Below are 22,245 nucleotides of genomic sequence, written 5' to 3'. Positions count from 1 at the left end.
AATTCGGGCATAATTTCCGAATATCCTTGTTACAAACTTCAAACTTTTGAGATAAAAAAGGCGTTCTCAAGCCTTAATAAGGTTACTAACCTGTCATTGAATTGTTAACTCAAGTATAGTTAGCCTTTGAAAATACCACTTTTTATAAAGTAAGTAATAGAAAATAAAGTGATGATAACACTTAAATTCTAAAGTTTGCTTGGGTGGTGTTACGACGCAAGTCGTGTTGGAAGTAAAGTGTAGTTAATTAGAAATTGGAAGCATGCAAATGAGCCAAGTACAGCAGCTTGAACAAAACTACAACTATACAGTCGTTCGTCAATTTACCCTCGTGACCATCTTGTGGGGTATAGTCGGTATGTCTGTTGGTGTTTTGATTGCCGCTCAACTAGTTTGGCCACAGCTAAACTTTGATACGCCGTGGTTGACGTACAGTCGTTTACGTCCACTGCATACTAATGCGGTAATTTTCGCGTTTGGTACGAGTGCCCTGTTCGCAACATCTTATTATGTTGTTCAGCGTACTTGTCAAACACGTCTTTTTGGTGGCCCACTCGTTGCCTTCACCTTTTGGGGATGGCAATTAATAATTTTAGCCGCAGCGATTACTCTACCTATGGGGATGACCACCTCTAAAGAGTACGCTGAACTAGAATGGCCTATAGATATCGCAATCGCGATAGTATGGGTGTCTTACGCAGTGGTGTTTTTTGGAACGCTGGTGAAGCGCAAAACCTCCCACATTTATGTGGCAAACTGGTTCTTCGGCGCGTTTATTATCACTGTCGCGGTTCTGCATATTGTGAACAGTATGGCAGTCCCTGTCTCTCTAACTAAATCGTATTCGATTTACTCGGGAGCTGTGGATGCAATGGTACAGTGGTGGTACGGGCATAACGCCGTTGGTTTCCTGCTTACAGCTGGTTTCCTTGGTATGATGTATTACTTCGTTCCTAAACAAGCTGAGCGTCCTGTTTATTCCTACCGTTTATCGATCGTTCACTTTTGGGCATTGATTTCTCTTTATATTTGGGCAGGTCCGCACCACCTTCACTATACCGCGCTACCAGACTGGACTCAGTCTTTGGGCATGGTCATGTCGCTAGTTCTATTTGCGCCATCTTGGGGTGGCATGATTAACGGTATTATGACGCTCTCTGGGGCTTGGCATAAACTTCGCTACGACCCTATCCTACGTTTCCTAATTGTGTCTCTTTCATTCTATGGTATGTCTACCTTTGAAGGCCCAATGATGGCGATTAAGACGGTTAACGCATTGTCACACTATACTGACTGGACGATTGGTCACGTGCACTCTGGCGCGTTAGGTTGGGTTGCTATGGTGTCTATTGGTTCGATCTACCACCTAGTTCCTCGTCTGTTTGGGCAAGAGCGTATGTACTCGGTTGGTCTAGTCAATGTGCACTTCTGGTTAGCGACTATCGGTACTGTGTTTTATATCGTGGCAATGTGGATCTCTGGTGTAATGCAAGGTCTGATGTGGCGTGCAGTTAACTCTGACGGTACGTTAACTTACAGCTTTGTTGAATCCGTAGAGGCGTCATACCCATTCTACTTTGTGCGTTTCCTAGGCGGTTTAATCTTCCTATCAGGTATGCTGCTAATGGCATACAACACGTACAAAACGGTTACTGCGCCAAAGGAAAGCCTTAAGGCTATTCCTCATCCGGCATAAGGAGATTTAAAGAATGAGTAATAATTCTAATAATCGCCATGAATTTCTAGAACGTAATGTCGGTTTGTTGGCTATTTTCATCGTTTTTGCTATCAGTTGGGGCGCGCTTGTTGAAATCACTCCGCTTCTGTTTCAAAAGCAAACCACTGAGCCTGTAGAAAACCTACGTGCTTATACGCCATTAGAAATGGAAGGCCGTGATATCTACATCCGTGAAGGCTGTAGCGTTTGTCACAGTCAAATGGTTCGTCCTTTCCGTTCTGAAACAGAACGTTACGGCCACTACTCTGTTGCTGGCGAAAGTGTTTGGGAACATCCATTCCTTTGGGGTTCGAAGCGTACTGGTCCAGATTTGGCTCGCGTTGGCGGCCGTTACTCTGACGAATGGCATCGTGTTCACTTAATGGATCCTCGTGAGCTTGTTCCAGAATCAAACATGCCTGGTTTCCCATGGCTGGCTGAGAATGTATTGGACGGCAAACTGACACAGAAAAAACTAGAGTTGTTCCGTGACCAGTTCGGCGTTCCATATGAAGATGAACAAATCGCGAATGCGGCTAAAGAAGTAGAAGGTAAAACAGAGATGGATGCACTCATCGCTTACCTTCAGTCTCTTGGTCATGCAATGAAGTAAGGGGGATATATGGATTACGGTACGATTCATAGTATTTATACCGTTGTGCTCTTCGCTAGTTTTATCGGCATTGTATGGTGGGCATTTAGCAAAAAACGTAAAGCGCGTTTTGAAGAAGATGCAACCTAATCTTTGCTGACGAAGAACAAACGACCCCTAATAACCAAGGAGTGAAGAAGTAATGACTACATTCTGGAGTCTCTGGATTATCGTGATTACTATCGGTACGCTAGTGGGCTGTGCAATTCTCCTTACTTGGTGCGCAAAAGATAAAATGGGCGTCGAGGAAGGGGAAGACATGGGTCACGAGTACGATGGTATTCGCGAACTAAATAACCCGCTGCCAAAGTGGTGGACTTACCTGTTTGTAAGCACATTTGTGTTTTCAGCCATTTACCTTGCTCTCTTCCCTGGTTTAGGTAGCTTTAAAGGCTTCTTGAATTGGCAGAGTTCGAACCAAACGGTTCGTTCACTGGAAGAGTCGCAACAAGCGATTGCGGCGGCACAACAAAACAAGCAACTTGACCAATATGCAAAAGAATTAGACGATGCTGACGCCTACTTTGGTGAAGCTTTCCGTGCACTTGCGCATAATGAAAATGGTTTACGCCCTATCCCTGAGATTGCTAAGGATCCCGAAGCGTTGAAGGTAGGTCAGCGTTTGTTCTTACAAAACTGTTCACAATGTCATGGATCTGATGCCCGTGGTCAAACAGGGTTCCCTAACCTGACTGACGATGCGTGGCTATATGGTGGTGAGCCTGAAGCAATAGTGACAACCATTTTACATGGTCGCATTGGTCAAATGCCGGCATGGAAAGATGCGCTTGGCGAGCAAGGTGTTCAAGAAGTTGTAAGTTATGCACTTAGCCTATCAGGACGTAAGGTCAACGCACGTGAAGCGGCGGCTGGTAAAGCGCGCTTTGTGGTGTGTGCAGCATGTCACGGTACAGACGGTAAAGGTAACCCTGCAGTTGGTGCTCCTGACCTAACCGACCAAGACTGGCTGTTTGGTGATTCGCGCGCAGCGGTTACTGAAACAGTAATGAACGGTCGTTCTGGCGTCATGCCTGCATGGAAGGATATTCTGGGCGAAGACAAAGTTCAGCTTGTTGCTTCCTACGTCTGGAGCTTAAGCAACTCCGAGAATAAATAACTGAGACATTAAGTAACATATCAATAACAGCCCCTTTCTTAGGGGCTGTCTTTCCTTTAAATTTAAAGCCTTACATTTTCATTTAGCTGTTGAGAACTTTTTTATGGTAAAGCCTTGGTATAAACAGTTTTGGCCGTGGTTCCTAATAATCCTACCTCTTACGGTAGTCGTATGGACAGTCATAACCGTTATCGTTTTTTCGAAAAACTCCGTGTCTTTAGTTGCTGAGGATTACTATAAAAAAGGCAAAGGGATAAACGTAGACATCAGTAAAATGAATGTCGCACGTGACCTTGGTTTGCACGCGGTCCTTTCTTCAAAAAATAACAGCATAGTGGTTAAATTTGATAAAGGTGAGTTATCCCATTACCCGGCTTTGCTCGCGACATTTACTCACCGCACTCTCCCTGATCGTGACTTTTCTAAACTTATTACAGCCGATGCATCGGGCAATTACCGTTTAACGGCTGACGAATCTATTCAAGGACCTTGGTTTGTTGAACTTGAGCCCCACGACAAACAATGGATGCTTCAAGGCAAAATTGAGTTTCCAGCCGTTTCAATCGATTTGATGAAGTAACGCTATGACGCAATCCTGTTACCACTGTGGTGAAGATGTACCAGAAAACACGGATTATAAAGTAGAAATACTGGGCGAAGTTCGTGAGATGTGCTGCCCTGGTTGTAAAACCGTCGCACAAACCATCGTTGATAGTGGTCTTGTTTCCTATTATCAATATCGAACCGCCCCTGCAGAAAAAGCGGATTTAGTCCCAGAGCAACTTCAAGCTCTCATTCATTACGACAATGAAGATGTGCAATCAGAATTTGTGCGCAATCGAGAAAATGTGTCAGAAGTGACGCTCTCTCTCGAAGGTGTCTCTTGTGCTGCTTGCGCATGGTTAATCGAAAAACAAGTGTCTCACACCCAAGGCTTGGTTTCGATTCGAGTTAATACTACAACGAACCGTGCTTTACTTGCTTGGGATAAAACGCAAGTTAAGCTAAGTGAACTGTTATCAGTTATCCATAAATTGGGCTACAAAGCCGCCCCTTTTGAAGCTGATAAGCAAGAAGCGTCTTATCACCAAATGATGAAGCAGTACCTTTATCGATTGGGTATCGCAGGCTTGGCCACGATGCAAGTGATGATGCTTGCCGTTGCATTGTACCTCGAAGTATTCGGAGATTTAGAGCCAGAATTTAAAAACTACTTTCGTTGGGTTAGCCTGATATTTGCAACCCCCGTTCTACTGTATTCTGCCTTTCCTTTTTACTTGAACGCTTGGCGTAGTATCAAAGGACGAACATTGGGGATGGATGTCCCAGTTTCGATTGCTCTGTTGTTTGCGTATGTCGCCAGCTTGGTAGCAACCGTTACCGAGCAAGGTGAAGTATTCTTCGAATCAATCTCTATGTTCACCTTCTTCTTGCTTGTCGGACGTTTTTTAGAAATGCGAGCAAGACGAAAAGCGGCAGCAGCCAGCGGTAACCTTTTAAAACTCATTCCAGCAATGGCGACAACGTTAGATGGTGAACAAATCCCAGTTAAAACGTTGAAAGTCGGTGATCGTATTCGCGTATTGCCTGGAGAACATATCCCCGCGGATGGAACGGTGCTTTCAGGACGTATTCACATTGATGAATCTATGCTAACCGGTGAGTCGGTCCACGTCGCCAAAAAGTGCGGCGATGCCGTCTATGCAGGAACGCTGAATGGAGAGGAATCTTTTGAGCTTGAAGTGACCAACTCGAAAGCGGATTCCGTTATATCTAACATCGTGCGTTTGCAAGATGAAGCACAACATTCAAAGCCAAAAATTGCCGAGATTGCAGATGTCGTAGCGCGATATTTTGTTGGTGCGATTCTAATCATTTCAGCGGGTACCTGGCTTTACTGGCATCAGACTAAGCCAGATGATGCGTTTTGGATTATGTTGTCGGTTTTGGTTGCAACCTGCCCTTGTGCGCTTTCGTTAGCAACACCAACCGCACTAACTTGTGCAACCTCACGCATGGGTAATTTTGGCATTCTTTTACGTAAAGGACATGTTTTTGAGACGTTATGTAAGGTTAATCATCTCGTTGTCGACAAAACGGGGACGTTAACAAAAGGCGATATCGAAATTAGTCATACCGAACTGACAACGAATATGTCCGAAGAAGACTGTCTTGCTCTGGCTGCAGCGCTAGAATCTCACGCCAACCACCCGATTGCCCGTGCTTTTTCTTCATACATCAAGGACAAGGTGACGATTTCTGATGTCCAGAACGTGATTGGTTCTGGTGTAGAAGGATACTGGCAAGATAAGCTCGTTAAAATAGGTAACGCCCCTTTTGTACTGAATCAAACCCGCGACGAGAGCAACGCCGTGTATTTGTCGGTAGACACCAATCACGTAGCAACATTTTATTATAGAGACCCTATTCGTAAAGAAAGCCGTGACTTTATCCAGCGCTTTGCTGATGCAGGCATAAAAACTACGTTGTTAACGGGTGATTCAATTCAAAACGCTAAGCCAGTCGCCGAGGAAGTCGGCATTGAGCACATTGTTGCTTCTGCTAAACCTGAAGATAAGCTTGCCTATCTAAAGAGTTAGATAGCAATGATATATCGATGATGGTTGGCGATGGTATAAACGATGCACCAACTCTTGCAGGCGCTCACCTTTCTGTCGCTATGGGCGGTGGGACCGATGTTGCTAAAGCCTCTGCAGATATGACGTTGTTGAGCGACAACTTAGACAAACTACTTGAAGCTCGCTCACTGGCACTGCGTACAAGAAAAATCATCCGCGAAAACTTGGCTTGGTCTTTAGGTTATAACCTGTTAATTTTGCCTTTAGCGGTCGCAGGTCTTGTTGCTCCGTATATTGCAGTGGTTGGCATGTCTGCAAGTTCAATTATTGTCGTGTCCAACTCTCTCCGCTTGCTAAAAGAAAACAAGCTAAAAGAGAATAATTAGAGAAGCAAACATGGAAAGTATCTACATTTTAATTCCAATCGCTATCGTTCTTGTGTGCGTTGCTGTCGCTATTTTTCTCTGGGCGGTAAAAAGTGACCAGTTTGAAGACCTTGAACGCCAAGGGCATAACATCTTACTCGATGAAGACGAGCAGTCTAAAGATAAAGACTCGTAGTACACTTTTATGAATCCAGACTTTATTGGCGCATTAATGATCGGCCTTGTTGGTTCTGGCCACTGTATGGGTATGTGTGGCGGTATTGCTTCATTACTTTCTATGGGCTCAACAAAAACCAAAGGCGCACGTTTCATCCCCCTACTTTACAACCTTGGTAGACTGACCAGTTACGCGTTCCTTGGAGCACTGGTTGGAGGGACGGTATCAAGCTTGTCAGAAGTCAGTGGCCTAACACAGCCGCTAGCATGGCTGCGCTTTATTGCCGCTATTTTCATGGTAATGGTCGCGCTTTACATTGCGAAGTGGTGGCAAGGACTGCTGATTGTTGAGAGCGTTGGTCAGTACGTCTGGAAGTTTATCTCGCCTGCGGGTAAAAAATTACTACCATTGAAAAGTGCGTTCCATGCGTTACCGTTTGGTTTTGTATGGGGGTGGCTACCTTGTGGCTTGGTGTACTCTGCACTTACATGGTCTGTGGTATCTGGTAGCGCCATTAATGGTGGGCTTGTAATGCTTGCTTTTGGGATCGGCACTCTACCTTCTATGCTTGCTATAGGGTACGGCGCTCGCTACTTTCAAAAATTGCAAAATTCATTAATATTCCGAAATATAGCTGCATTAATCCTCATCTTTTATGGTGTTTACACGGCATTTGGGTCTATGAAAGCACTTGGTTTCATATAACTTAAAACTCTATTGTCTTAACATTTTTACTACCCTTTAGGATTAACCAGTGTTAAAATATTGATGTATATCAAATAGTGAAAGGTTATTATGATTTCTGAAAAACCTGCAACAAAGCGTATCCAATCAGGCGGTTGTGCCATTCATTGCCAAGATTGTAGCATCAGCCAACTTTGTATCCCGTTCACTCTAAATGAGGCGGAACTGGACCAGTTGGACCAAATCATCGAGCGTAAAAAGCCTATTCAGAAAGGACAAGAGCTTTTTAAAGCGGGTGATGAGCTTAAATCTTTGTACGCAATCCGTTCCGGTACGATTAAGAGTTATACGATTACAGAGCAAGGTGACGAGCAGATTACAGCTTTTCATTTGGCAGGTGATCTTGTAGGTTTTGATGCAATTACTGGTGACGCTCACCCTAGTTTTGCTCAAGCACTCGAAACGTCTATGGTATGTGAAATTCCATACGAAATACTGGACGACTTATCGGGTAAAATGCCTAAACTTCGCCAGCAAATCATGCGTTTGATGAGTAACGAAATCAAAGGCGATCAAGAAATGATCCTGCTTCTTTCAAAGAAGAATGCCGAAGAGCGTCTTGCTGCTTTCCTATTTAACCTATCAACACGTTTTTCTCAGCGTGGCTTTAGCCCAAGAGAGTTCCGTTTAACGATGACACGTGGTGATATCGGTAACTATTTAGGTTTGACAGTCGAAACCATCAGCCGTCTACTTGGTCGATTCCAGAAGTCTGAGATTCTTAGCGTAAAAGGCAAATATATCACTATCTTAGACCACGATGCATTGATGGAACTCGCAGGTGTAACTAAAGATTAACCCAATAAATTAAGATGTGGCTCTAGAAATGAGCCACATCATATTTCTCATAAAATCCCTTCGAAAGTCCTCTAAAACTTCCTCAAACTAAGCTAAAGTAAATTTATACGGTAAGTATTCCAATACACTGATTTATCTTATGTTCAGTAATCGGTTTCGCAATATAAGTGGGCTTAGTTATGAGTATATACAGTAAGATTATTGTCGTTGCCGACATTAATAACGATGAGCAACCAGCACTTGCAAGAGCGGTTCAACTGGCTCGAAAAAGTGTGTCAAAAAGCCGAATCACTTTCTTTTTATCCATTTATGATTTCTCATATGACATGACTTCCATGTTGTCAGTGGATGAAAGAGATGCAATGCGTCGTGGGGTTATTCATCAAAGAGAGCAATGGATGCGCAAAATTGCTCAACCATACTTAGATCAAGATTTTGAATTTGATTTCGATATTTGTGTGGTCTGGCACAATCGTCCTTATGAAGCGATCATCGCTGAAGTTTTCTCTGGCGGTCACGACTTATTGATAAAAGGAACGCGTAAACACGATGTACTAGAATCGGTTATCTTCACACCAACTGACTGGCATTTGTTACGTAAATGCCCTATTCCGGTGCTCCTGATTAAAAACGCCAATTGGCCAGAGAAAGCAACCATTCTCGCTTCAGTGCATGTTGGCTCAGAAAACCCTACCCATATCGATCTCAATGACACAATGGTCGAACGTCTGAAAGAAATGTGCAATCGTTTAGATGCTGATCCATATATTGTTAACGCCTACCCTGTGACGCCAGCTAATATCACCATAGAATTGCCAGAGTTCGATCCAACGACGTACACTGATGCTGTTCGAGGACATCATTTGACGGCGATGAAAGCACTGCGCCAGAAACACGGGTTGGATGAAGAGCAAACTATTGTCGAGCAAGGTTTACCAGAAGACGTCATCCCAGAAGCTGTTGACCGCTTGGAAGCTGCGATGGTGATCTTGGGGACAACCGGCCGTACCGGGCTTTCTGCGGTATTTATTGGCAATACAGCAGAGCACGTAATCGACAAAATCAATTGTGATGTTTTAGCGTTGAAACCTAACGGCTACATTAGCCCGTTAGATCCAAGCACTGCGACCTAGCTTTAGTCACGAGACTTAGCTTTAGTCACGCACCTCTTGAGACTGGTTATGACAAACTTGTGTTGAGAGGTAAATATATAGGTAAAAAAAGGAGGCATATGATGCCTCCTTTTCAGTTTTTCACTGCTTAGATATTCGTTACATCGATAAACATTGACTCGTCTATATTCGTCGATGAAACCACAGCTTCACTAAACTCGTATTGTTCGCGGTTCCCTTCTCGGTCAAGAGGCAGGTTTTCAAAATCAAAAAGATCACGATCCGCAAGCTGACTTGGACTGACATTTTGGATTGATTTAAAGATAGCCTCTACGCGTCCTGGTGTTTTCTTATCCCATTCAATCAGCATTGCTTTGATCGATTGGCGTTGCAAGTTTTCTTGAGAACCACAAAGGTTACATGGAATAATTGGGAAGTTTTTATGCTCTGCGTAACGGATTAGATCCTTTTCACGGCAGTAAGTTAATGGACGAATAACGACGTTACGACCGTCATCAGAGCGCAGTTTAGGTGGCATTGCTTTCAAACGTGAGCCATGGAACATGTTCAAGAACATCGTTTCAACGATATCATCCATATGGTGGCCCAGCGCCAACTTAGTCGCACCAATCTTTTCAGCGAAAGAATAAAGCGTACCACGGCGAAGACGTGAGCATAGACCGCAGGTCGTTTTACCTTCTGGCACTTTCTCTTTAACAACAGAGTATGTGTCCTTGTCTACGATGTAGTAAGGAATATCCAACGTTTCAAAGTAATCTGGCAGAATATGCTCTGGGAAGCCAGGTTGTTTCTGATCTAAGTTGACCGCCACAACATCAAATTTTATTGGTGCGGCCTTCTGAAGATTCAGTAGGATATCAAGCATCGCAAATGAGTCTTTACCACCACTTATACATGCCATGACAACATCACCTTCTTCAATCATGTTGTAATCAGTAATGGCATTTCCAACATGTCTTCTCAAACGTTTCTGAAGTTTGTTGAATTCAAGGGTTTCTTTTCTTGTATCTTTCTGGTTCATTGCGGGCTCTCACATTGTCGATAGGCTCGACAGTAGGACTTCCTAACGTGGTTTTCTTTGGGGCGTGGATTATACGGTCTTTTCGCTCAGGATTAAATGTTTGTCTGTATTGAAAACGTAGAAATCCCGTTTATCTGTACTGTTACAACAAACAGTACCCACAGGAAATCTATCAAGAACAAAAAAGCCGCGGTTTAATGCCGCGACTCTTCGATTGGTGGTTCTGTTTTATTTAGCGTTTGGAAGATATGGCAAAACTCGCATGGTTGGCTCAGGCAGGCGCATATAACCCCCTTCACCAATTTCTGCTAAAGCGACTTGGACTTTACCGTTTACGATCGGTTTTTCTGTTCCGTCAGAAAACGAAATCACACCATTAAGTTGATTGGCAAACTCGAGCGTGACGCCCTGCACTTCTGGAGTAAACCAGCTCGCGAACATACCACCTAAGTCTTCTAACATGCTTTGCATTTGAGGCATAAGCGGCTTAAGTTGATCGTAAGTCACGCTTCCTTGCAAAGGCTCTTTGGTCATAACGACCAATGAATAGTCACAGCGCGTGTCTTTTGGCGTATGAACAAATACCAATGGATTGGCCGACTTTAGGTTCTTATCAACAGGCAGTGGAAGCTCTTTTGAAGCTGGAATGGCAAATTCTTCGTAGTGCTCCTCTTTTTCCATCCATGCCTTTTCAATCTCGCATAACTGCTTTGTTGTCGCATCCACGAAGAAGACACCAACTTTTACATCGTCATGCCCTTCCTTGATGTTATTTTTCAACTGGGTGTACAGTTTTGAATACGTAAACATATATTCTTGAGCATGTATTGAAGGCGCTGATAGCATTAACGCTAAACCCGTTAACATGCTGACACTTAACTTTTTCATTTTATTTGATTTGTCCTAGGCTTATGCGTCAAATACTTGCGAGTTTCCACCATCGTTGTTGCTGCTGTCGTTATCGTGATCATTTTTCTTGGTAACAACTCTCACTTTAATACCAAACATTTCTCGATACAGAATGCCTTTTAAGTGGAATAAAAACGGCAATACAAAAATGAGCCCAATACCATAAAACATCGCTGCGGCAATAAACATAAACATGACGCCTAAATAGAGAATAGCCACAACGAAAATTTTCTTATTGACTGCCCTTAGAGACAGTAAAAGAGATTGCATCGGTGACACTTTCTTTTCACAAATTAACAGAATCGAATGGCTGAACGCTAACGAAAGATACAAAGAAAGTGGCGCGAGAATCATGCCAACTAAACCTTGCAGTACAAGGCTGAACAACGTAGCAATGATGACGGGAACGGTAAACTGTAACCCTTTTCCAACGTGACTGAGTGTGGTTTTTAAACCCGCGACATGGCTCATCGCCATCAAACAGATGCCTGCATAAATTGGGGCACTGATGACCTCGTAGCTAAAGTTGGCGATGTATATCGCTGAAACAATATCATTGTTAAACGAATCAGGATTCTGGAAGGCATCTAAGATAACGCTTGGGTCACCCAACTGCAGTTGTAGTGCGATATAAAAAATACCGACTTGAACAACAAGTAATACAATAATAGCAGGAGAAAATGATAGGAAGTGTTGCACTGTGGTACGAAAAGCTTCGTTGAAAACCGCACCAGCCTTTAACTTATAGTCGCCCGATAATGCGCGCTCAATACTACCACCCAGATTGACATCTTGTTCGAAATCGTTGTTCATATGTTATCCAAGATTAACTTGCAAATTTATTCACTGGTTTACCAGAAAATTCGTATAGCCGTCATTATAATGAAATCTTGTTTTATCTAAAGTCACAACACAGGCCATATCCTTGCAAAATTAGTCATATGGTTGATAATTGACCTCTTACAAGAGCATGAAATTGAAAACAATTGTTACCTACAACACAAGCCGTCTGAACTTTCTTTGTAGAAGAATAATTTCTATAAAAACAGTATGGTAAGTAATGATGCCTTTTACCTGCAAATTTTTTTCAGTCTATGAATGAAAAATTGCTTTGATTTCACAATATTGGTGATTATGATTCGCGCGACACCAGTGGATGATTAACATCAATTGGCGTAAACCCGAATTGAACGTGGGAGAAAAACAGACGTTGAAAGCTAAACAGCAAGCAGGAAAGCCAGTTATTCGTTTATCTGGTATCAGTAAGAGTTTTGATGATAAAGAGATCATCAGCAATTTAAATCTCGATGTGAATCATGGCGAATTTTTAACAATTCTTGGCCCCTCAGGATGTGGTAAAACAACCGTTTTGCGCATGATTGCAGGTTTTGAAACCGCTAATAACGGCCAGATAGTATTAGATGACCAAGATGTAACAGAGATTCCTGCCGAACAAAGACACGTCAATACGGTATTTCAAAGTTACGCCCTATTTCCTCACATGACCGTATTTGAGAATGTGGCATTTGGCTTACGCATGCAAAAAGTGCCTACCGCGGATATTGAACCTCGAGTTTTGGAGGCGCTGCGTATGGTTCGTCTGGATCAAATGGCGCAACGTAAGCCCCATCAGCTTTCTGGTGGGCAGCAGCAACGTATTGCTATTGCTCGCGCGGTGGTTAACAAGCCTAAAGTTTTGTTGTTAGACGAGTCGTTGTCTGCGTTAGATTACAAGTTACGTAAACAAATGCAGATCGAGCTAAAACAGCTTCAACGCCAACTTGGCATCACGTTCATTTTTGTGACACACGATCAGGAAGAAGCGTTATCAATGTCTGATCGCATTATTGTCATGCGTGACGGTATTGTAGAGCAAGATGGCTCCCCACGTGAAATCTACGAAGAGCCGAAAAACTTGTTCGTTGCGCGCTTTATTGGTGAAATCAATGTGTTCAACGCGATCATGAGCGAGCGAATTGATGAGAAACGCATTCGCGCGGAGATCGAAGGTGTTGAATCTGTCGTGTACTACGATAAGCCAGCGCAAAAAGGCGACAAGTTGCAAGTCTTACTTCGTCCTGAAGACCTGCGTATCGAAGAGATCAAAGAATCAGAAGAAAAAGGCATTGTTGGTCACGTCACTGAACGTACCTATAAAGGCATGACACTTGACTCTGTTATCGAACTCGAGTCTGGCATGCGAGTTATGGTCAGTGAATTCTTTAACGAGGATGATCCTGATGTGGACCACTCTATCGGGCAGAAAGTGGCGATTACTTGGGTAGAGAGCTGGGAGGTAGTCCTCAATGATAAGCAAGAAGATTAGCCTTCAAAACGCGATCATCACACTTGTCGTTGGGTGGTTAACTCTATTTGTTTTAGTGCCAAACATAATGATCATTGGCACGAGCTTTTTGACACGTGATGAAGCCAACCTTATCGAGTTGACTTTTACATTGGACAACTACGTGCGCTTGTTTGATCCCTTATACGCAAAAGTGCTGATGCACTCTTTCTATATGGCGATCGTCGCTACCGTGTTGTGTTTGGTCATTGGTTATCCTTTTGCCTACATTGTGGCAAAAATGCCGGAGAAATGGCGTCCATTTATGCTGTTTTTGGTTATCGTGCCATTTTGGACCAATTCTCTGATCCGAACATACGGACTGAAGATAGTGCTTGGTACTCAAGGAATTCTAAACAAGTCTTTGATGTCATTGGACATTATAGATAAACCGTTGCGAATTATGTATACCGAAACCGCTGTGATGATCGGTCTTGTGTATATCTTGTTGCCGTTTATGATTTTGCCGCTTTATTCGGCGATAGAAAAGCTGGATCACACCTACATCGAAGCCGCTAAAGACTTAGGCGCGAATAAGCTGCAAACTCTGACTAAAGTCATTTTGCCGCTGACAATGCCGGGCATCATCGGTGGTTGTTTGTTGGTTCTGTTACCCGCTTTAGGCATGTTTTACATCTCAGATCTACTTGGTGGCGCGAAAAACCTGCTGATCGGTAACGTGATTAAGAGCCAAGTGCTAAATGCACGCGATTGGCCATTTGGGGCCGCGACCAGTATTGCACTAACCATCGCGATGGCGATTATGCTTTATGCCTATTACAGAGCAGGAAAACTATTGAACAGAAAAGTGGAGCTAGACTGATGGGACGCACGATTCGATTTAGCTTTATGACATTAGTGTATGCGTTTCTCTATCTGCCGATCATTGTGTTAATTGTAAACTCATTTAACGACAATAAGTTCGGCATGAAATGGGGTGGCTTCACCACTAAATGGTATACCGCGCTGGTGAACAACGACAGCCTCATGCAGGCGGCGTGGCATTCGTTAAACGTTGCTGTGTTTTCTGCATCGGCTGCAACCATTATTGGTAGTTTAACCGCTGTGGCCCTATTCCGTTATACGTTTAAAGGCAAAGGCGCGGTAAATGGTATGTTGTTTGTTGTTATGATGTCTCCAGACATTGTTATGGCGATCTCGTTACTGGCTCTTTTCCTCGTTTTAGGCGCGCAACTTGGCTTCTTTACGTTGTTGATTGCACATATCACATTCTGTTTGCCATTTGTTGTCGTGACAGTATATAGCCGGTTAAATGGTTTTGATGTGAAAATGCTCGAAGCCGCTAAAGACCTCGGAGCGAGTGAATGGGTTATCTTGAAACAAATCATATTGCCATTAGCAAAACCTGCCGTCGCGGCTGGTTGGTTACTGAGTTTCACTCTTTCTCTGGATGATGTGATTATCAGTTCATTTGTGACCGGGCCAACCTATGAAATTCTGCCATTGAAGATATATTCGATGGTGAAAGTCGGCATCTCACCGGAAGTCAACGCACTGGCAACCGTTATGTTAGTTGTATCCTTGGTTCTCGTAGTTATATCCCAACTACTTGCAAGAGAAAAGGTGAAATAACCGTCGGTTGAATCCCTCGATATATCACTGAGAAATCTTTACATCACATAGAAATAGGCAGCGATCCGCTGCCTATTTTTGTAATAGACTGATATAATTATGTCTTGCTAAGTTTATTTACTCAGTTGGGCATAGAGTCGGTGGTCTCCTCGCCCACATGAAAACATTGAGTTCAAATAAACAGGATTGTACTTATCGCGCATTGGCTCAATGCTATCGCATTATCTAGTATTGCTCTGTCCAATTGCCAAACAGAACGGAAAACAAATGAAAAGTAAATTCTACGCAAGTGCCTTGTGTGCAGCGACGCTTATTGCAACTCCTGCCATGGCAGCAGATGAAGAACTGTACTTCTATAACTGGTCCGAATACATCCCAAGTGATGTGCTAGAAGACTTTACGAAAGAGACTGGGATCAAAGTCATCTACTCTACGTACGAGTCCAATGAAAGCATGTACGCAAAATTGAAAACTCAAGGCTCTGGTTATGATTTGGTCGTTCCTTCAACCTACTTTGTTTCTAAGATGCGTAAAGAAGGCATGCTTCAAAAGATAGACAAATCCAAATTAAGCCACTTTGCTGATCTTGATCCTAACTTTTTAAACAAACCGTTTGATCCAAGTAATAACTACTCTATCCCTTATATTTGGGGCGCGACAGGTATCGGCATTAATTCTGACATGCTTGATAAGTCTACTGTGACTAAATGGGATGATTTGTGGGACAGCAAATGGGAAGGCCAACTAATGTTGATGGATGACTCTCGTGAAGTCTTCCATATTGCCTTAACAAAACTAGGCTATTCCCCTAATACAACAAACCCAGATGAGATCAAAGCAGCCTACGAAGAATTGAAAAAATTAATGCCAAACGTATTAGTGTTTAACTCTGACTTCCCTGCTAACCCATATCTTGCTGGTGAAGTGTCACTAGGCATGCTTTGGAATGGTTCGGCTTACATGGCTCGTCATGAAGGCGCAAATATCGAGATAATTTGGCCAGAAAAAGGCACGATTTTCTGGATGGACAGTTTAGCGATTCCAGCGGGCGCTAAGAATATCGAAGCTGCACATAAGATGATTAACTTCCTTCTTCGTCCTGAAAACGCAGCAAAAATTGCTTTAGAAGTTGGCTACCCAACACCAGTCAAATCAGCATACGATCTACTTCCTAAAGAATTCGTTAACGATACTAACGTGTTCCCTCCTCAAGAAGTGATGGACAGCGGTACTTGGCAAGACGAAGTTGGCGAAGCAAGCGTGATCTACGACGAGTACTTCCAGAAACTGAAAGTCGGAAATTAAGTTAATTACTTGCTTAAGATCAATGGTTAGTAATCAACTAAAATGAAATGCTAAGACCAGTAATTACAATAAAAAGCGGCAGAATAGCCGCTTTTTTTATGCATCAACGTTTATCATTTACTGTGTTTGGTATTTGGTTCCAACGCGAGTATTTCATCAACAAGCTTCGGCACTTCGATGCTGGCTTTCCCATAGCGCTTTTCTTCAAATTCACTTTCGACCGCACTGGGTTCTAGATTGATTTCGATCGTATGTGCACCGTGCATTTTAGCATCGTGTACAAACCCAGCAGCAGGATAAACGACCCCTGATGTACCGATAGAGATAAACAAGTCGGCTTCTTCAAGCGCGGCATAGATATCCCCCATACGCAAAGGCATTTCGCCAAACCAAACGATATGTGGCCTCATCTGGGAAGGGATTTGGCAACAGTGACATAACTCACCAGTGAGAATATCATCAGTATGTTCAATGACTTGATTCGACTCGCTGCATCGTGCTTTTAACAATTCGCCATGCATGTGAATCACATTGTGACTTCCACCTCTTTCATGCAAGTTATCGATGTTTTGAGTAATGACGGTGACTTTACCTTCCAGCTCTGACTCTAGGCGTCCAAGAGCAAGGTGGGCGGCATTCGGTTGAATAGACGCATCCTGCAGTTTTTTACGTCGTTGATTGTAAAAGTCTTGCACAAGGTCTGGATCGCGCTCAAACCCTTCTGGCGTTGCCACATCTTCAATGCGGTGGTTCTCCCATAGGCCATCCTGAGCTCGAAACGTTTGAATACCAGACTCCGCCGAAATACCAGCCCCAGTAAGTACTACAATATTTCTATAGGGGAAATTCATAACCTATCCTTGCTATTTTTTCATAAGCTTAACACTGAACGAATAGCAACAATAGTAATATGGATTAGACCATGGTCGTATTCAATTCAAATAATCACGGCTTATCGTTAATCTGGATTGTGAATTCAAATCGTATAAATATTATTAAAACGATAAATTTTTGAGGAGCAGAAATGGCACGAGTATTAATAGCACTGATGTTATTAACGACGTTAGCAGGTTGTCAGTTAACCAACGTTGAAGGTGAGTTTGATGACGTTAAAGTGAGAGTTGGGACCAACGACGACGGTCATCACGGCCACGGTGACTTTTGCCCACCAGGGCAAGCGAAAAAAGGTAATTGTTAATTTACCTCCCAACAAAAAAGAGCGGTTTAAGAACCGCTCTTTTACTAAGTGTAATAAGGCCTGTGGACCTTTGAATCGACAGGCCTTATTACTATTCAGGCGGATTAATCTTCGTTGGTTGACGAAATCTTATGAATGGCCAAGTCAGCACCGTTAAACTCGTCTTCTTCAGAGAGTCTTATGCCAGTGACTGCATTAATCGCGCCATAGACGACTAAAGCACCAAGAACCGCAATCGAAATTCCGAGTAGCGTTCCCAAAACTTGTACCGTCAGGCTTACGCCACCAATACCGCCGAGCGCACTTTGCCCAAAAATTCCGGCCGCAATACCACCCCAAGCACCACAAATACCATGTAGAGGCCAAACACCCAACACATCATCAATTTTGGTTTTGTTTTGTAGATATGTGAAAAGGTATACGAACAGCACACCTGCAATCGCTCCTGTAACCAACGCACCGATTGGATGCATAAGGTCAGACCCCGCACAGACAGCAACCAGGCCAGCCAAAGGACCGTTATGGATAAAGCCAGGGTCATTTTTACCCGCCAAGAGCGACGCTACAATCCCACCGACCATCGCCATCAATGAGTTGATTGCCACTAGGCCGCTGATACCATCTAGCGTTTGCGCAGACATGACATTGAAACCAAACCAGCCAACACACAGAATCCAAGCGCCTAATGCCAAAAATGGAATGTTTGAAGGCGCGAAGTTAGTGTGTTTACCTGCACGTATACGACCTTTACGCATGCCTAGGAAAACAACAGCAACTAATGCAATCCAACCGCCGACACCATGCACGACAACAGAGCCAGCGAAATCGTGGAAACCAACGCCAAAGCTGCTTTCGAACCACGCTTGTATGCCGAAGTTTCCGTTCCAAATGATCCCTTCAAAAAGAGGATAAACGATACCCACGGTGAAGAACGTTGCGATCAGAATGGGATAAAAGCGTGCCCTTTCCGCAATACCGCCCGATACAATCGCTGGAATGGCAGCAGCAAAGGTCAGTAAGAAGAAGAATTTCACTAGCTCATAGCCGTTACCTTGAGATAGCGTCTGAGCATCAGCAAAAAAGGTGCCTCCGTACGCGACCCAATAACCAATAAAAAAGTACGCGATAGCCGAAATACCAAAATCGGCGAGGATTTTAACTAAGGCATTAACTTGGTTCTTTTGGCGCACGGTTCCGACTTCTAGAAATGCGAAACCCGCGTGCATCAAAAAAACCATGATAGCACCCAGCAATAAAAAGAGAGTGTTAGAACTCTGTGTGAGAGTTTGTACAACGCCATGTACCTGTTCGGCAGTGACACTCATTATGTTTGTCTCCGTTAGTGTAATGCGCACTTATCCTGTGCAGTTAAATCAAACCATCACCATATTGGTGAATCAAACTTATAAAGCACCTAGCACAGCAATTTGTATTCCAAAAATACAAACCTGAATTTAAATAACTCAAGTTATTGATATTTATAATTTTATAGGGGAGAGTGGATAAGTTGCTATTTCGGAAGGATTATATAAGTTGCACCATATAGGTGTGTACGCACCATTTTAATGCGCACCACAATGTTATATTTGATGAAAAATACACTACATATACGCAACAAATTCACTAACAAAGTGCAAAAGAAATGTCGTTTTTATGGTTGCTTGCACAACGAACGCTGAATTTCTGTAGCTTTATAAAGGTCGAATCATAATAACCATTTAAAGGATTTTTTTAAGAACTTATCAGCATTCTCATTGACGATTTCACCGTGCGCCATGATCAATATCTGTGGGTTCCAAGACAACAATCTACTGAGGTGTTTCCGCGCGTCTTCTTTTCCAAACATAAAGCTTAAACGCCAGTCCAGTGGGGTTTTCCCATTGGGAGCAAGTATGCCCACCCCTTTCGCCACAAACCGTTGCCAATAGTTAAAATCTTGACCTGAAAAGTTCTCCACGAGATCCGTCACAATTAACGTACTGGAACGGTTATGGAAAAACACACACTCTTCCATTAAAGGAGATCCAGAAAACAGCTCTTGTTCAATGTCTGATCCCCAAGGATAGCCGTGCGAACCATTTAGTGAACCATCAAAAGTGATATCACGACGCTTTTTCATGACCTCGTTTGTGCCGTAGGCTTCAGCGTCAGGATAAGCAGTCATCCATTCAGCTAAGAACAAATGGTGTAAATGGTTGGGAGCAATTAAGTACTTAACGCGGCCGAGACTGTTTACTTGCTCTGTAATCGACTCAGATAGTTTAATCGGACTGTGAACCCACAAATCTCCACTAGAAAGCCGGACCACGGTCATTCGCGTGGAAAAAGGTAACCCTAAGAACTGTACTGGCTCACCATCAAAGATCCATATTTCATCTGCTAACTTTCTCATGTTCCCCACCAACTTACTAACATATTCACAAAAGCAACGTATTTTAAAAATGCCTCGTGTGCCGAATCACTTTCAAATACCTGAATGCTCTTTGAACCTTCCCTTCTTATTCATCCTTCAACTTGGTTCGAAGACAACAAAACCAATAAGAAGCAGATGCTACTCCGTAGAGCAAAGATAGCGAAACATTCACGATGCACGCCCTATTCGCCTAACGTCCGCTCAAGTACGGAAGCGCTCTTAAACTTATTGTATGGGAAATTATCCCTCTAAATCGACCAGTTTCGGGTAATGTGAGACCCAGGCTTTAGCTGCAACTAAAGCTTTCCATGTAGTAGTTCGTTTAAACGCTGGCTCCTCTGTTGAGAGACCGATAACAAACATGAACGCTACATAGGACTCCAAGCATAAACCTCGAATAGTCGACTGGGTCTCGAACCCGCATTACGCAAGCATGAGTTAGCTTATTATGAATACAAAAATGAATCAAAATATCTACGTTGGTGTTGATACTGGCAAAGCACAATTAGATATCCATATAAGACCTATTGAACTCTTTTTCTCTGTCGAGAACACTGAGAAAGGGATAAAAAGTGCAGTACATACCATCCAAAAGCACTCACCTGATAGAGTCGTGATTGAAGCAACCGGTCGCTTAGAAATGCCATTCGTCTTAGCATGTGCGGAAGCAAAACTTCCTATCGTTCGTGCCAACCCCGTTCATATCAAGCGCTTTGCTGGTGCCATTGGACGTAGAGCTAAAAATGACCGACTTGATGCTGAGTTAATTGCTCATTATGCCGAAGCCATAAAACCTGAGCTTACCTTAATCAAAGCTGAAAACATTCGACTAATGAGTGACTTAGTCATCCGAAGAAACCAACTGTTATCCATGCAGACGATGGAGAAAAACCGAATCCAGATCCTGCCTAAATCGTTACATTCGACGTTAAAACCTATCCTGACAGCAATCAAAAACCAGGTGGTAAAAATCGAAGATAAACTCGTGAAGCTTATTGAAAATAGCCCTGAATATCAGGCTAAAAATACATTATTACAAAGTGTTCCAGGCATCGGAAACATCGCTGCGGCATCGATAATCAGTAATGTGCCTGAGTTAGGTTACATCACCAATAAGCAAGCTGCTTCTCTCATTGGCGTTGCCCCAATAACGAGAGAAAGTGGGCGCTACAAGGGCAAGCGAGTAATCCAAGGTGGACGTGCACAAGTACGGACAGTTTTATACATGGCTATGATGTCTGCCATGCAATGTAATCCAATATTTAAAGCGACTTATACTCGTCTTGTTGCTACTGGAAAACCTAAAAAAGTTGCCATCATAGCCTGCGTTCGCAAGATGGTTGTGATACTAAATTCTATGTTAAGAGATGGCGTCATGTGGGATGAGAACATAGCGAAAAATTAGCTATTGACGCCATAGTCGTTTGTTAAATTTACTTGAGCACCGTTGGGTCAAACTCCCAAATATGCTTCCCATACCTGTTACATCTAACAAATGTTTTCGTTGTGTCTTGCGCCACTTTTATGTCTACAAGTTCTAACTTGCCATCACATTTAGGACATGCGCCTTCAACTTTGGTTATAAAAACTAACCCATCCACGTTAGCTTCCAAATTGTACTTTGTTATAGGTAATCTCACGAACCTAATACGTTTTAGCGTTAAACCAAACATCAAAAGACTAAAACTCAACGCAAAAATCAGAAGTCCGACGTATTGCCAATTTGTAGCCCATAAGCTAAAAATTGAAGCGAGACTTCCTAAAAAACCAACAGCTCCCGAAAATGTAAACCATGATGCTTTTACTTGTGAACCTGCAAGTTCAAATCTCTTAACGTAAGTTCTATCAATATAGGCGGTTTCGCCATCAGGGGAGTTTTCATAAATATCACCTATATGGATATTGCTATTATCTATTTTATTGGCTCCTGCAATGTTAACACTGCCATCGCCACTAGCGCTTTGGCTTTCACCTGATAGTTTTGAACCACATTTAGAGCAAAAATGATCCGTTTCTTCAACTTCATTACCACATTTTTTACAGTACACATTACCTCCTTGTAAATTTAACGCCCTGTTAAGGGGTGAGCAGCGCAATACTGAAGCTGCCGCATACCACCTTAATCACTTAAATCAACGCACAGTAAAAATGCCACGCGTTGCGAATCCCTCTTGAACAG

The 22,245-nt window shown here is 43.0% G+C and carries 21 protein-coding genes and 2 pseudogenes; 16 read left to right on the top strand and 7 right to left on the bottom strand.

All coding sequences use genetic code 11. The annotated features are described in order from the left end of the window. The first annotated feature begins 268 nt into the window (after window positions 1-268). The 10 genes and pseudogenes from ccoN to uspE all read left to right on the top strand — a co-directional run bounded on the left by ccoN (window position 269) and on the right by uspE (window position 9,283). Window positions 269-1,696 carry a cytochrome-c oxidase, cbb3-type subunit I gene (ccoN, locus tag SU60_RS20710; RefSeq protein ID WP_041157185.1) on the top strand — a complete coding sequence of 476 codons (1,428 nt, stop codon included), beginning with the start codon at window positions 269-271 and terminating at the stop codon, window positions 1,694-1,696. A 13-nt stretch (window positions 1,697-1,709) separates the two neighbouring features. After that, window positions 1,710-2,330 carry a cytochrome-c oxidase, cbb3-type subunit II gene (gene ccoO, locus SU60_RS20705; protein WP_041157184.1) on the top strand — a complete coding sequence of 207 codons (621 nt, stop codon included), beginning with the start codon at window positions 1,710-1,712 and terminating at the stop codon, window positions 2,328-2,330. A 9-nt stretch (window positions 2,331-2,339) separates the two neighbouring features. Then, window positions 2,340-2,512, top strand: a pseudogene (locus SU60_RS20700) (cbb3-type cytochrome oxidase subunit 3). Next, window positions 2,512-3,486, top strand: coding sequence for a cytochrome-c oxidase, cbb3-type subunit III (ccoP, locus tag SU60_RS20695; RefSeq protein ID WP_041157183.1), 975 nt, complete (start codon window positions 2,512-2,514; stop codon window positions 3,484-3,486). The pseudogene SU60_RS20700 and the gene ccoP overlap by 1 nt, the downstream one beginning before the upstream one ends. 103 nt (window positions 3,487-3,589) lie before the next feature. After that, the gene (locus tag SU60_RS20690) at window positions 3,590-4,066 is read left to right on the top strand and encodes a FixH family protein (RefSeq protein ID WP_041157182.1); all 477 of its coding nucleotides are present in this window, start codon (window positions 3,590-3,592) and stop codon (window positions 4,064-4,066) included. 4 nt (window positions 4,067-4,070) lie between these two features. Beyond that, a pseudogene (locus SU60_RS20685) lies at window positions 4,071-6,451 on the top strand (heavy metal translocating P-type ATPase). A 10-nt stretch (window positions 6,452-6,461) separates the two neighbouring features. Beyond that, complete coding sequence (gene ccoS, locus SU60_RS20680) at window positions 6,462-6,626, top strand: cbb3-type cytochrome oxidase assembly protein CcoS (RefSeq protein WP_041157181.1); 165 nt, start codon at window positions 6,462-6,464, stop codon at window positions 6,624-6,626. Window positions 6,627-6,635: 9 nt separating this feature from the next. Continuing rightward, complete coding sequence (locus SU60_RS20675) at window positions 6,636-7,313, top strand: sulfite exporter TauE/SafE family protein (protein ID WP_041157180.1); 678 nt, start codon at window positions 6,636-6,638, stop codon at window positions 7,311-7,313. 90 nt (window positions 7,314-7,403) lie between these two features. Next, window positions 7,404-8,150, top strand: coding sequence for a fumarate/nitrate reduction transcriptional regulator Fnr (locus tag SU60_RS20670; RefSeq protein ID WP_041157179.1), 747 nt, complete (start codon window positions 7,404-7,406; stop codon window positions 8,148-8,150). 179 nt (window positions 8,151-8,329) lie between these two features. Further along, a complete protein-coding gene (uspE, locus tag SU60_RS20665) occupies window positions 8,330-9,283 on the top strand; it encodes a universal stress protein UspE (protein WP_041157178.1) in 954 nt (317 codons plus the stop codon). A 127-nt stretch (window positions 9,284-9,410) separates the two neighbouring features. Here the strand turns inward: uspE and ttcA are convergent, their stop codons facing one another. The 3 genes from ttcA to SU60_RS20650 form a co-directional block, all read right to left on the bottom strand. Continuing rightward, window positions 9,411-10,304: a tRNA 2-thiocytidine(32) synthetase TtcA gene (gene ttcA / locus SU60_RS20660; RefSeq protein WP_041157177.1), complete on the bottom strand. Its 894-nt coding sequence runs from the start codon at window positions 10,302-10,304 to the stop codon at window positions 9,411-9,413. A gap of 228 nt (window positions 10,305-10,532) precedes the next feature. Continuing rightward, complete coding sequence (locus SU60_RS20655; protein ID WP_041157176.1) at window positions 10,533-11,192, bottom strand: DUF2987 domain-containing protein; 660 nt, start codon at window positions 11,190-11,192, stop codon at window positions 10,533-10,535. A 21-nt stretch (window positions 11,193-11,213) separates the two neighbouring features. Further along, a complete protein-coding gene (locus SU60_RS20650) occupies window positions 11,214-12,026 on the bottom strand; it encodes a DUF2189 domain-containing protein (RefSeq protein WP_041157175.1) in 813 nt (270 codons plus the stop codon). A 343-nt stretch (window positions 12,027-12,369) separates the two neighbouring features. Here SU60_RS20650 and potA point away from each other — a divergent pair, with 343 nt between their 5' ends. The 4 genes from potA (at window position 12,370) to SU60_RS20630 (ending at window position 16,455) form a co-directional block, all read left to right on the top strand. Next, the gene (gene potA, locus SU60_RS20645) at window positions 12,370-13,539 is read left to right on the top strand and encodes a spermidine/putrescine ABC transporter ATP-binding protein PotA (RefSeq protein WP_209419730.1); all 1,170 of its coding nucleotides are present in this window, start codon (window positions 12,370-12,372) and stop codon (window positions 13,537-13,539) included. Next, entirely contained in the window at window positions 13,520-14,380 is an 861-nt protein-coding gene (gene potB / locus SU60_RS20640; RefSeq protein WP_041157174.1) for a spermidine/putrescine ABC transporter permease PotB, read from the top strand. Before potA ends, potB begins: the two co-directional genes overlap by 20 nt. Next, on the top strand, window positions 14,380-15,150 hold the full coding sequence (gene potC / locus SU60_RS20635) for a spermidine/putrescine ABC transporter permease PotC (RefSeq protein WP_041157173.1): 771 nt from the start codon (window positions 14,380-14,382) through the stop codon (window positions 15,148-15,150). The genes potB and potC overlap by 1 nt, the downstream gene beginning before the upstream one ends. 267 nt (window positions 15,151-15,417) lie before the next feature. Continuing rightward, window positions 15,418-16,455: an extracellular solute-binding protein gene (locus SU60_RS20630; protein WP_041157172.1), complete on the top strand. Its 1,038-nt coding sequence runs from the start codon at window positions 15,418-15,420 to the stop codon at window positions 16,453-16,455. Window positions 16,456-16,568: 113 nt separating this feature from the next. Here SU60_RS20630 and cobB read toward each other — a convergent pair whose 3' ends face one another. Further along, window positions 16,569-17,306 (bottom strand): Sir2 family NAD+-dependent deacetylase, encoded by a 738-nt coding sequence (gene cobB, locus SU60_RS20625; protein WP_041157171.1) that lies wholly within the window; start codon window positions 17,304-17,306, stop codon window positions 16,569-16,571. A 173-nt stretch (window positions 17,307-17,479) separates the two neighbouring features. Between cobB and SU60_RS22060 the strand changes: the two genes are divergently transcribed. Further along, window positions 17,480-17,653 carry a hypothetical protein gene (locus SU60_RS22060; RefSeq protein WP_164833060.1) on the top strand — a complete coding sequence of 58 codons (174 nt, stop codon included), beginning with the start codon at window positions 17,480-17,482 and terminating at the stop codon, window positions 17,651-17,653. A 104-nt stretch (window positions 17,654-17,757) separates the two neighbouring features. On the opposite strand, the gene SU60_RS20620 is transcribed toward SU60_RS22060, so the two are convergent. After that, the gene (locus SU60_RS20620; RefSeq protein WP_041157170.1) at window positions 17,758-18,978 is read right to left on the bottom strand and encodes an ammonium transporter; all 1,221 of its coding nucleotides are present in this window, start codon (window positions 18,976-18,978) and stop codon (window positions 17,758-17,760) included. 380 nt (window positions 18,979-19,358) lie between these two features. After that, the gene (locus SU60_RS20615) at window positions 19,359-20,045 is read right to left on the bottom strand and encodes a DUF4336 domain-containing protein (protein WP_041157169.1); all 687 of its coding nucleotides are present in this window, start codon (window positions 20,043-20,045) and stop codon (window positions 19,359-19,361) included. Between the two features lie 469 nt (window positions 20,046-20,514). Here SU60_RS20615 and SU60_RS20610 point away from each other — a divergent pair, with 469 nt between their 5' ends. Then, the gene (locus SU60_RS20610; protein WP_041157168.1) at window positions 20,515-21,471 is read left to right on the top strand and encodes an IS110 family RNA-guided transposase; all 957 of its coding nucleotides are present in this window, start codon (window positions 20,515-20,517) and stop codon (window positions 21,469-21,471) included. Window positions 21,472-21,499: 28 nt separating this feature from the next. Here the strand turns inward: SU60_RS20610 and SU60_RS20605 are convergent, their stop codons facing one another. Further along, entirely contained in the window at window positions 21,500-22,114 is a 615-nt protein-coding gene (locus SU60_RS20605; protein ID WP_041157167.1) for a zinc ribbon domain-containing protein, read from the bottom strand. Window positions 22,115-22,245 lie beyond the last annotated feature (131 nt).

It is taken from the genome of Vibrio mytili, assembly GCF_000830505.1.
In the GTDB taxonomy this organism is placed as follows: Bacteria; Pseudomonadota; Gammaproteobacteria; order Enterobacterales; family Vibrionaceae; genus Vibrio; species Vibrio mytili.
The sequence above is the reverse complement of the archived record's forward strand: the minus strand, read 5'-3'. Positions and strand labels throughout refer to the sequence as shown.

What these genes read in the sequence shown, in the direction of transcription:
- ccoN (WP_041157185.1), top strand. Translation starts at nt 269, where the DNA reads ATGAGCCAAGTACAGCAGCTTGAACAAAACTACAACTATACAGTCGTT.
- ccoO (WP_041157184.1), top strand. Translation starts at nt 1,710, where the DNA reads ATGAGTAATAATTCTAATAATCGCCATGAATTTCTAGAACGTAATGTC.
- ccoP (WP_041157183.1), top strand. Translation starts at nt 2,512, where the DNA reads ATGACTACATTCTGGAGTCTCTGGATTATCGTGATTACTATCGGTACG.
- SU60_RS20690 (WP_041157182.1), top strand. Translation starts at nt 3,590, where the DNA reads ATGGTAAAGCCTTGGTATAAACAGTTTTGGCCGTGGTTCCTAATAATC.
- ccoS (WP_041157181.1), top strand. Translation starts at nt 6,462, where the DNA reads ATGGAAAGTATCTACATTTTAATTCCAATCGCTATCGTTCTTGTGTGC.
- SU60_RS20675 (WP_041157180.1), top strand. Translation starts at nt 6,636, where the DNA reads ATGAATCCAGACTTTATTGGCGCATTAATGATCGGCCTTGTTGGTTCT.
- SU60_RS20670 (WP_041157179.1), top strand. Translation starts at nt 7,404, where the DNA reads ATGATTTCTGAAAAACCTGCAACAAAGCGTATCCAATCAGGCGGTTGT.
- uspE (WP_041157178.1), top strand. Translation starts at nt 8,330, where the DNA reads ATGAGTATATACAGTAAGATTATTGTCGTTGCCGACATTAATAACGAT.
- ttcA (WP_041157177.1), bottom strand. Translation starts at nt 10,304, where the DNA reads ATGAACCAGAAAGATACAAGAAAAGAAACCCTTGAATTCAACAAACTT.
- SU60_RS20655 (WP_041157176.1), bottom strand. Translation starts at nt 11,192, where the DNA reads ATGAAAAAGTTAAGTGTCAGCATGTTAACGGGTTTAGCGTTAATGCTA.
- SU60_RS20650 (WP_041157175.1), bottom strand. Translation starts at nt 12,026, where the DNA reads ATGAACAACGATTTCGAACAAGATGTCAATCTGGGTGGTAGTATTGAG.
- potA (WP_209419730.1), top strand. Translation starts at nt 12,370, where the DNA reads ATGATTAACATCAATTGGCGTAAACCCGAATTGAACGTGGGAGAAAAA.
- potB (WP_041157174.1), top strand. Translation starts at nt 13,520, where the DNA reads ATGATAAGCAAGAAGATTAGCCTTCAAAACGCGATCATCACACTTGTC.
- potC (WP_041157173.1), top strand. Translation starts at nt 14,380, where the DNA reads ATGGGACGCACGATTCGATTTAGCTTTATGACATTAGTGTATGCGTTT.
- SU60_RS20630 (WP_041157172.1), top strand. Translation starts at nt 15,418, where the DNA reads ATGAAAAGTAAATTCTACGCAAGTGCCTTGTGTGCAGCGACGCTTATT.
- cobB (WP_041157171.1), bottom strand. Translation starts at nt 17,306, where the DNA reads ATGAATTTCCCCTATAGAAATATTGTAGTACTTACTGGGGCTGGTATT.
- SU60_RS22060 (WP_164833060.1), top strand. Translation starts at nt 17,480, where the DNA reads ATGGCACGAGTATTAATAGCACTGATGTTATTAACGACGTTAGCAGGT.
- SU60_RS20620 (WP_041157170.1), bottom strand. Translation starts at nt 18,978, where the DNA reads ATGAGTGTCACTGCCGAACAGGTACATGGCGTTGTACAAACTCTCACA.
- SU60_RS20615 (WP_041157169.1), bottom strand. Translation starts at nt 20,045, where the DNA reads ATGAGAAAGTTAGCAGATGAAATATGGATCTTTGATGGTGAGCCAGTA.
- SU60_RS20610 (WP_041157168.1), top strand. Translation starts at nt 20,515, where the DNA reads ATGAATACAAAAATGAATCAAAATATCTACGTTGGTGTTGATACTGGC.